Source organism: Streptomyces sp. NPDC060198, from assembly GCF_042728415.1.
In the GTDB taxonomy this organism is placed as follows: Bacteria; Actinomycetota; Actinomycetes; order Streptomycetales; family Streptomycetaceae; genus Streptomyces.
In genome coordinates this window covers 1-9,261 of sequence record NZ_JBHWZJ010000282.1, presented here as the reverse complement: position 1 = coordinate 9,261, position 9,261 = coordinate 1, and the positions used below count along the sequence as shown (strand labels likewise).

At 69.0% G+C, this 9,261-nt stretch carries 7 protein-coding genes; 6 read left to right on the top strand and 1 reads right to left on the bottom strand.

What is annotated here, in order from left to right:
• Positions 1–248: 248 nt before the first annotated feature.
• Complete coding sequence (locus ACFWEP_RS26430) at positions 249–1,556, top strand: BNR-4 repeat-containing protein (protein ID WP_387373518.1); 1,308 nt, start codon at positions 249–251, stop codon at positions 1,554–1,556.
• Between the two features lie 69 nt (positions 1,557–1,625).
• On the opposite strand, the gene ACFWEP_RS26425 is transcribed toward ACFWEP_RS26430, so the two are convergent.
• Positions 1,626–2,435 (bottom strand): ribonuclease activity regulator RraA, encoded by an 810-nt coding sequence (locus tag ACFWEP_RS26425; protein ID WP_387373516.1) that lies wholly within the window; start codon positions 2,433–2,435, stop codon positions 1,626–1,628.
• A 109-nt stretch (positions 2,436–2,544) separates the two neighbouring features.
• Between ACFWEP_RS26425 and ACFWEP_RS26420 the strand changes: the two genes are divergently transcribed.
• The 5 genes from ACFWEP_RS26420 (at position 2,545) to ACFWEP_RS26400 (ending at position 9,252) form a co-directional block, all read left to right on the top strand.
• Positions 2,545–3,804: an alpha-L-fucosidase gene (locus ACFWEP_RS26420; protein WP_387373514.1), complete on the top strand. Its 1,260-nt coding sequence runs from the start codon at positions 2,545–2,547 to the stop codon at positions 3,802–3,804.
• A gap of 272 nt (positions 3,805–4,076) precedes the next feature.
• Complete coding sequence (locus ACFWEP_RS26415; RefSeq protein ID WP_387373512.1) at positions 4,077–5,324, top strand: ABC transporter substrate-binding protein; 1,248 nt, start codon at positions 4,077–4,079, stop codon at positions 5,322–5,324.
• Positions 5,303–6,268 carry a carbohydrate ABC transporter permease gene (locus ACFWEP_RS26410; RefSeq protein ID WP_387373510.1) on the top strand — a complete coding sequence of 322 codons (966 nt, stop codon included), beginning with the start codon at positions 5,303–5,305 and terminating at the stop codon, positions 6,266–6,268. Before ACFWEP_RS26415 ends, ACFWEP_RS26410 begins: the two co-directional genes overlap by 22 nt.
• 6 nt (positions 6,269–6,274) lie before the next feature.
• Positions 6,275–7,189, top strand: coding sequence for a carbohydrate ABC transporter permease (locus ACFWEP_RS26405; protein WP_387373508.1), 915 nt, complete (start codon positions 6,275–6,277; stop codon positions 7,187–7,189).
• A 65-nt stretch (positions 7,190–7,254) separates the two neighbouring features.
• Positions 7,255–9,252 carry a right-handed parallel beta-helix repeat-containing protein gene (locus ACFWEP_RS26400; RefSeq protein ID WP_387373506.1) on the top strand — a complete coding sequence of 666 codons (1,998 nt, stop codon included), beginning with the start codon at positions 7,255–7,257 and terminating at the stop codon, positions 9,250–9,252.
• The last annotated feature ends 9 nt before the right edge of the window (positions 9,253–9,261 follow it).

Below are 9,261 nucleotides of genomic sequence, written 5' to 3'. Positions count from 1 at the left end.
GTAGCCAAGCAGGTGCAGGCCGTGCTCGTCGGCAAGACGAAGCCGAAGGACGCGATGAAGCAGGCCGGCGAGGAGGCCGCCGCGCTCATCAAGCGCTGAGGCCACGACACCGCGGTCCGGGCCCGGCGAACGCCGCACGCGCCGCCGGGCCCCGCCCCACCCCGCACGACGACCGCGCCGGCCGGCCCTCGGACCGCCGCCCGCGTCTTCTCCACGCCCGCACCCGCGAACGAGCAAAGGAGCTCATCATGCGACGTCCCACGGCACGCACGTACACCGCCTCGGCCACCGCCCTGGCCGCCCTCCTGCTGGCCGTCCCGGCCGCCGGGGCGGCCGACCCCGCGCAGAGCACGGCAGCCGCGGCGACGGTGATCGAGAAGGTCCCCTACGCGATGGACTCGTCGAACCAGGCCGCCTGGTGGACGCCGGCCGCCACGTACAAGGGCCGCGGCCAGTACACCTACTTCGCCTTCAACGAGCCGGGCTCGACGGCCGCGACGCACCGGCCCGCCATCGCACGGCGCGACCCGGACGGGGTGTGGAGCCGGCTGCCGTTGCTGAACGGCGACGGGCAGCAGGCCGAGTTCGCCGACGACAACGGGCACAACCAGCCCTCCATCGCCCGCGACGGCAGCGGCCGCCTGCACGTCTTCACCTCCATGCACGCCAACGCCTGGCGCTACTACCGCACCGAGGCCCCCGGCGGGGACGTCACCGACCACGCGTCCGAGCTGCCCGACCAAGGCGTCGGCATCACCTATCCGGTCGTCACCACCGCGCCGAACGGCGACCTGTATCTGGCGGCCCGCGTCGGTGCCGGCTCCGACCAGCGCCCCGGCAAGCTCTACCGCTGGGACAACGCCGCCGCCCGCTGGAGCACGGTCGCGACCTTCGCCGGTGCGCTGAACCGCTCCGTGTACCCCGACGACATCACGGTGGACGCCTCCGGCCGGGTGCACATCCTCTGGGAGTGGGCGAAGGCACCGGCGACCGCCTTCCGCCACCAGCTCTCGTACCTGACCTACGACCCGTCGACCGGTGCCTTCGCGGACAGCACCGGCGCGACCGCGACCACCCCGGTCACGCCGGCCACCTCCGACGTGATCCAGGACCTCACCGCGGGCGAGGAGTGGAGCATCGACAACGCCTACACCGGCCCTGCGGTGCAGAGCGCCAAGCTCACCCTCGACGGCTCCACGCCGAAGGTCGCCTACCGCTACCGCTCGGCCGACAGCGGCGGCAACTTCCGCGTGTACTACGCCTATCCGAGCGGCACCGGGTGGGTCGACAAGACCGTGTACGCCGGTGGTCAGACCGCGGCAGCCCTCGGCATCACCTGGGACGCGACGGACACCAAGCGGGTCTACTACGTGACCACCTCGGGCACCGACCGGGTCTTCTCCGCGACGCAGTCGGCGGACGGGGCGTGGACCGCGCAGTCGGCCGCTCCCGGGGTGAGCGCGGACCGGCTCGCGGTGCGGCGCGACTCGGACGGTCACGACGTGCTCTACCTTCCGGACACCGCGCACAACTCGCTCTACTACGGGATCCGTTGAGGTAGGACCGTGCCGCCCGTGCCATCCGTACGAGGGACCGGACCGCCCCCGCGCGGATGGCACGGGCGCTCAGGTCGCCGGCCTGCTCGCCAGGTACTCGTCCAGTCCCGCGCCGGTGAGCGGGTAGTAGTCGGAGAGCAGGCCGCCCTCGTCGAGGCGGTGGCGTGCGAACGCCTCGCGGTCCTGGTGCAGAAGCGCGTCCTCGGCCAGCGGGACCGCCCGGTCCTGCGGAACGACCACGGCGCCGTCCTCGTCCGCCACGATCAGGTCCCCCGGCGTGACCAGCGTTCCGCCGACACCGACCGGCACGTTGAACGCGGAGGGGAAGAGCTCCGTCTGCGAGGCGTAGTGCGGGGTGACACCGGTGCACCAGACCGGCACGCCGAGAGCCCGGATACGAGCCGCGTCCCGCACCCGCCCGTCCACGACGATCCCGGCGCCGCCGCGCAGCTTGAAGTAGCGCACCAGCATGTCACCCAGACAGCCGGTGAAGTGGCTCCCCTGCGCCGCGATCACCAGCACGTCGCCGGGCCTGATCGACTCCAGCACTCCCCACAGCGGGGTCTTGCGCTCGATGTCCTCCTGTTCGGCGCCGTTGAAGACGTCCTCGCGCTGCGGGAGGAACTGCAGGGTCACCGCACCTCCGGTGACCTTGACGTCCGGCTCCCGGTGCAGCGGCACGGGTCCGTCGATGAAGGTCCGGGTGATGCCCATCTGGTGCAGCTTCGCGCAGGCGGTCGCCGCACTCACTTCGTCGAGCGCCTCCACCATCCGCCGTGTCGGTCTCCGGAAGGACGCGGTGTGGACCGGCGCCCGCATCGACTCGTAGACCGGGGTCTCCCCCGTCGCGGCCGTTCCCTGACTGCTGCTCGGCTTCATTCACGTGCCTCTCCGCGCGCTCGTCGCACGCAACACCAGTGACATCATCGCCTATCGATGGTAGATAACCTCCTATCGATTAGTGATGTCAATCCGTCAGGAGCCTTACGTGACCACTGAGTCCGGCGGCTGGTTCGAGACCGCGCGCTTCGGGCTGTTCGTCCACTTCGGCCTGTACAGCCTCGCCGCGCGCCACGAATGGGTACGCAGCCGGGAGACCATGTCCCAGGCCACGTACGACCGTTACCTCGAACGGTTCGACCCCGACCTGTTCGACGCGCGCCAACTCGCCCGCGAGGCGCGGGAGGCGGGGATGCGCTATGCGGTACTCACCGCCAAGCACCACGACGGGTTCTGCCTCTTCGACTCGTCCCTGACCGACTACACCTCGGTGCGGGCTGCCGGTCGGGACCTGGTCGCGGAGTTCGTGGAGGCGATGCGCGCCGAGGGGCTGCGGGTCGGCCTCTACTACTCGCTCCTCGACTGGCACCACCCCGGCTTCCCGGTCGACGAGCACCATCCGCTGCGCGGCTCGCGGGACGCCCGGACGACGGAGGACCTGGCGGGCTACCGGTCGTACATGCGGGGCCAGATCACCGAGCTGCTGACCGGCTACGGGGAGATCGACCTGCTCTTCTTCGACTTCACGTACCCGGGCATGGGGCCGGAGCAGTGGGGGGCGAAGGAGCTGATGGAGACGGTCCGTGAGCTGCGGCCCGGCATCCTCGTGAACGACCGGCTGGGCATACCCGGCGACTACGTGACACCCGAGCAGTACCAGCCCGACCGGCCGCTGGAACGCGACGGCGCACCGGTGCGGTGGGAGGCGTGCCAGACGCTCAACGGGTCCTGGGGCTACGACCGCGACAACCACGACTACAAGGACCCGTCCCAGTTGGTCCGGATGCTGGTCCAGTCCGTCTCCTGCGGCGGCAACCTGATCCTCAACGTCGGCCCCACCGGGCGGGGTTCGCTCGACCCGCGGGCCCGCGACACCCTGCGGGCCATCGCGGAGTGGAGCGCCGGACATGCCCGCGCGGTGCACGGTGCGGGACCTTCCGCCTTCCCGCCGCCGGCGAACGCCCTGTACACGCAGGCCGGCGACCGGCTGTATCTGCATCTGCTCGCCTGGCCGTTCGGGCACGTCCACCTCCCCGGTCTGGCCGGGCGGGTGCGCTATGCCCAACTGCTGCACGACGGATCGGAGATCACCTTCCACGAGGTCGACGGAGCCCGCCACGAGCACAACAACCTGGCGCCGCCGAGCCAGCCCCCGGGCACGCTGACCCTGAAACTGCCCACCGCACGACCCGACGTGCTGCTGCCGGTGATCGAACTCTTCCTGGAGCCGGTCGAGTCGACCGTATGAGCGGCCTCGTGCACGCGGGCGGAAGTACGAGGCCACGTGCACGAGGCCGGGCGGCGCGGGAACGGGAGCAAGCGGTTTCGGCAGCACCCTTGAACATGCGGGATGCCGCCCATAGCATCAACAATCGATAGGCGATTATCGCAATTGCCTACCGGGAGCCGACCGCACTGTCCGGACGCGGCACCCCACCCCTCTTCCTGCCGAACTCCCATGACCGCCCGCGCTGCACGTCAGCCGTCGATCATTCATGACTACGCAATGGAGCGTGTCCGATGAGAACCATGTGGCACCGAGCCTCCGCACTCGCCGTGGCTCCGCTCGTGATGGCATCCGCCGTCGCCTGCGGAGGGAGCGGGTCCGACGAGGCCGCGGAGGGCACGACTCTCCGCATCATCGTCAACATCTCCCCGAACCTGACGGAGCAGTACTGGAAGGGCCTCTTCGCCACGTACGAGAAGAGCCATCCCGGCGTGCACGTGAAGCTGGAACTGACAGGAACGGTCTCGGCCAACGCCAAGCTCACCCAGGACCTCGCGGCCGGCGATCCGCCGGACATCGCCCAGCAGATCGTCCCGTCCCCCGACACCGCAAAGCTCTTCGCGGATCTGTCAGACCAGGCGTGGACGAAGGACACACCGCTGGCCGACCAGTACGCCGTCGGCGGCAAGACGTACATGGTGGGCGTGGGCGAGCAGATCCAGTCGCTGGTCTTCTACAACAAGGCGGCCTTCGCCGAGGCCGGCGTGGACGCCTCGCGGATCCGGACGCTGGATCAGTTCACCGCCGCCATGGGCAGTCTGAAGGACGCGGGTCACAAGCCCCTGCAGACCGCCGGCCAGTGGGTGACGGGCGGGCAGTTCTCGATGATGGCCGACGCCGGTGTGCTCACCGGGAACCCGCAGTGGATCAAGCAGCGCAACGCCGGCGAGGTCTCCTTCGCCGACAGCGGCTACGTGCCCTACCTGAAGCGCTACGAGCAGTGGATCGACAAGGGGTACCTGGAGAAGAGCGCGCTGGGACTGACGTACACCGACGGGCAGACGGCGTTCCTCGACGGCAAGTCGGCGATGTACATGATGGGTTCCTTCTTCGTGCCCGCGGCGGACGCGGCGAAGAAGAGCGACGAGATCGGGGTATTCACGATGCCGACCGACGGCGCCTACCCGTCCGGCCAGTTCGGCAACGTCTCGAACCCCTACACCGTGGTCGACCAGTCGCACCACAAGGCCGAGGCGATCGAGTTCGTGAAGTGGCTCGTCACGGACGAGGAAGCGATCCGGAGCCAGCTCGCCGCCGACGGCAACATGCGCACGGGCTTCGCTTACCCGATGTCCAGCCTCGGCACCGAGGTGCAGAAGATCCTCGACACGACGCCGTCGGTCCTCGTGAAGTCCGGTGAGAACCAGCCGGTCGCCGGGTTCAGCGACGAACTCAACACGCAGATCCAGTCCCTGTACACGGGCACCTCCGCGAAGGATGCCGCGCGCGGATTGGACAAGTGGTGGAACTCGCAGAACTGAAGCCCCACCGGCTGCACAGCGTCGCCGCGCCCACACCCACCGACGCAGGCTCCGGCTCCGGCCGCGGGCGGGCCCGGTTCCGCGAGGCGGCCGTCACGCTGGGCATGATGGGCCCGGCCGTACTTCTCTACACCGTGCTGACGATCGTGCCCGTGGGCGTGGCGGTCTACCTCAGCTTCACCGACTGGGACGGCTTCTCCACCGCGAAGCTCATCGGCTGGGAGAACTACAAGCACCTCTTCGACGACCCGAGTTCGACGGACGCCTGGTACGTGACCGCGGTGATCACCGTGATCGGCACCGTCCTGATGGTCGGCGCGGGCCTGGTGTACGCGCTGATCCTCAAGGGCCGGTCCCGTGCGAACTCCTTCTTCCGCGCCGTCGCCTACTTCCCGCACGTGATCAGCGCGTTGGTCCTGGGCTATCTGTGGGCGGCGATCCTGGGCACGAACGGAGCCGTGAACAACACCCTCGCCAAGTTCGGCCTGGAGCCGATCGGCTTTCTCTTCGACGAGCGGTTCGCGCTGTACACCCTGATCGGTGTCATCGTGTGGGCCGGATTCGGCTTCAACGTCGTCCTGTTCGTGGCCGCCCTGCAGACCGTCCCGGCCGAGCTCCTGGAGGCTGCGGCGATCGACGGCGCCGGCAGGCGGCAGATCAACCTGCGCATCGTGATCCCCATGATCGCGCCCGTGGTCACCGTGGCGACCGTACTGAACCTGGTCGGCCTGCTCAGGGCCTACGACATCGTGGTCAGCCTCACCGGCGGCGGACCGGCGGGTTCCACCCAGACCTTCACCTATCTCATTCTCGCCCGGTCCTTCGAGGGCACCAAGGTCGGTTACGCGACGGCCCAAGCGGTCTTCCTGATGATCGTCTCCGCCGTGCTCGCCCTCGTCGTGACCGCGCTGCGCAACCGCCAAGACCAAGCTGCGACCGGTTAGGAGCCGATGGTGGTCGTCACCGAACCAAGCATCCGCCGCACCCCGCGGACCGCACCGGTTCCGGCCCCGGAGATCTCTCCGGCGGAACGGCAAGAATCCCGCTCACCCCTGCGCCGGATGCTCCTCGGCCTGCTGTTCGTCGTCATGATCGTGCCGGTGTACCTGCTCGTCGTGAACGCCTTCAAATCGCAGGCGGACATCCTCGACAGCCCGTTCTCGATCCCCCTCGGCGGACTGACCTTCGAGCACATGTCCGAAGCCATCAGTAATCCGCAGTACAACGTCATCGGCGGCTACGGCTTCACCCTGTTCCTCGTCGTCACCGTGGACGTCCTGTGCATCGCGCTGGCGGGCCCGGCGGCGTACGCGATCGCGCGCAGCCTGAAGAAGCGGACGCAGCTGGTGCTGCTCTACTTCCTGGCCGGCACCTTCATCCCCGGCGCGGCCGTGATCATCCCGGTGATCTACGTACTGCGCGAGATCGGTCTCGCCAACACCGTGACCGGTCTGATCGCGCACGACGTGGCCTCGACGCTGCCGGTCAGCATCTTCCTGTTCGTGGGCTTCATCCGCGCGATTCCGGTGGACATCGACCATGCCGCGACGATCGACGGCGCGGGCCGCTACCGGACGTTCTGGACCATCATCTTCCCGCTGATGCGTCCGGCGGTCGTCACCGTCCTGATCCTCAACTCCATCGGGATCTGGAACGACTTCATCTCGCCCCAGATCCTGCTCAGCCCGTCGTCCGGTCACTACACGGTGACCACGGCGATCTACGCGGGCATCAGCCAGTACTCCACCGATCTGACGAAGGTGTTCCCCAACCTTCTGCTCGCCGTCGCGCCCGTGATCATCTTCTTCATCTACATGCAGCGCCACATCATCAGCGGTCTGACGGTGGGCGCGGTGAAGGGATGACCGGGCGGATCGATTCCTTCGGAGGACCCCTCCGAAGGCCCATCCGGCAACGAAAGGACCATCCAGTGTCGAGGAGATGGTGGCCACGCCCCCGTACGGGTCCGTGGTCCGCAGCCGCCCTGCTCGCTTCGCTCTCCGTGGTGGCGGCCGCCGTTCCGGCCGGCGCGCACCCGCACCCGCACAGGCCCCTGACGGGCACGGTCTACCACGTCGGTCCGTCGGGCCTGGACTCCCACCAGGGCACCACCCCGGGCCAGGCGTTCCAGCACATCCAGCGGTGCGCCGACGTCATGGGGCCCGGAGACACCTGCCTGATCCAGTCCGGCACGTACGCCGAGACCGTCGTACCGGCGCGATCGGGCACCGCCGCCCTGCCGATCACCTACCGGGCTGCGCCGGGTGCGACGGTGACGCTGAGCGGGACCGTACCGGTGCAGGGCTTCTCGCCCGTCACCGGCGCGGACGTCACGGAGATCGCCGCGACTGATCCGTACGCCCAGGACTCGGCGTTCAGCGACGCCGTGGCGGCAGGGCACGTCTACAGCACCTCCGTCGACCTGGGTTCCGACGTGACGACCGTGCAGGTCTTCACCGACAAGAAGGCGGGAGTCGAGGCGCAGTGGCCCTACCCGGGGCTCGACCTGCTCGACCCCACGCTGGAGTACGCGGGCGCCGGGAGCGCGGAGGCGACCATCGTGGACACGGCGCTGACCCGGCCTGCCGGGTACTGGGACGGCGCGCGGGCCCTGACCGGCTACTGGTACATCTCGGCGACCGGCACGGTGCAGAGCTCCGCCGTCGGCTCGGTGACGCTCGACGTGGCGCCCCCGTGCGTGCACAAGGTCGTACCCGGTGAAACGCGGTACGCCCTCGCCGGGAAGATCGGTGAACTCTCCCGGCCCGGCGAGTGGTTCTACGATCCCTCCGCGAAGCGTCTGTACCTCTACAGCGAGGACGACCCCGCCACGCACGCCGTCGAGGCGAGGTCCCGCGCGCTCGCCTTCGACCTGACGGCCGCGAGCCACACCACGGTGGCGGACGTCGGGCTGTTCGCCGCCACCATCAGGACGGGGCCGACCAGCACGGGCGTGACGCTGGACGGGATCAACGGTACGTATCTGTCGCACTACACCGACATCACGCGCGGCGCGACGGACTGCGGCAGCACGGTGACGCGCGGCGTCGGCGACACGGGCATCGTCCTCGACGGCACGTACAACACCATCGTCAACAGTGACCTGTCGCTGAGCGCGGGCAACGGCATCGCGCTGCGCGGACAGAACAACACCGCCACGAACAACGTCATCCACGACGTCGACTACATGGGGACGTACGCGGCGGGCGTCGCCGTGCAGGGCAACAGCCAGACGGTCACGCACAACACGATCAGCCGGGTCGGCCGCAGCGGCATCAACCTCCAGTGGAACACGGTGGAGGGCCTCACCCCGGGCAAGGACCTGATCGCGTACAACGACATCTCGGGGTACGCCCGGCTCAGCCTGGACGTCGCCGCGATCTACACCTGCTGCAGTGCCTACATGATGGGGACGTCCATCGACCACAACGTGCTGCACGATCCGGAGCCGGCCACCACGCTCACCACCTTCGGGATCTCGGGTGTCTACGCCGACAACGGGCAGAGCGACCTGGTGATCGCGAACAACGTGGGCTGGGGCAACCGGGAGGGAACCGTGATGCTGAACGGTCTGGGCACCGGCTCGCACGACAACGGCGTGTACAACAACACCGGCGGAATGACCCTGTTCTACGTCAAGGAGCCGGGGCAGTCCACCGGGACGAAGATCTACAACAACGTCGGCGCCATCCGCGGTCTGACCGGGGCCACCGACGGCGGACTCGTGCTCTCGAACAACCTCCCCGCCGAGACGGATCCGCTCTTCGTCGACGCGGCCGGGCACGACTTCCGGCTGACCGCCGACTCCCCCGCCCGCGGGCAGGCGATCGCCCTGCCGGGCATCAACGACGGCTCGACGGACGCGACGCCGAGCCTGGGTGCCTACCAGTACGGGGCGCCGAAATGGACGGCGGGCGCCGTCCGTTGAGTGATGCAC